Consider the following 478-nt stretch of genomic DNA (forward strand, 5'->3'; position numbering starts at 1 on the left):
TTTGAGAGACTCTATGACAGGTTACTCTTTATCCCAATACATCTACGGAGGGATAAATTTCAGCCGTCATGTTTCAATTTTCAGCTTGTTCCAGATTGTTAAAGAGCAATATCTTAAACATGACTCGGAAGTCATCTTTAAGATATGGTGTATCGTCAGATACTGAGGACCGCCGCTTTCACCGGGTGGGTCGGAAGCTTGGCGTCCCCTAGGGGATTCGAACCCCTGTTACCGCCGTGAAAGGGCGGTGTCCTAGGCCTCTAGACGAAGGGGACACGACACCGTACTTTTATGACGCTTTTGCTCGTTACTTTTTCATCAGACAATCTGTGTGAGCACGCCACTCGAATCAATATCTTTAGGTAAGGAGGTGATCCAACCGCAGGTTCCCCTACGGTTACCTTGTTACGACTTCACCCCAGTCATGAATCACAAAGTGGTAAGCGCCCTCCCGAAGGTTAAGCTACCTACTTCTTTT

Annotated in this window: 1 tRNA gene and 1 rRNA gene; both read right to left on the reverse strand. The window is 47.3% G+C overall.

What is annotated here, in order from left to right:
• Window positions 1–199: 199 nt before the first annotated feature.
• Window positions 200–275 (reverse strand) — tRNA-Glu (locus tag M6G53_RS25015).
• An 88-nt stretch (window positions 276–363) separates the two neighbouring features.
• Window positions 364–478, reverse strand: a 16S ribosomal RNA gene (locus tag M6G53_RS25020); the annotation flags it as partial.

It is taken from the genome of Serratia nevei (assembly GCF_024160145.1).
In the GTDB taxonomy this organism is placed as follows: Bacteria; Pseudomonadota; Gammaproteobacteria; order Enterobacterales; family Enterobacteriaceae; genus Serratia; species Serratia nevei_A.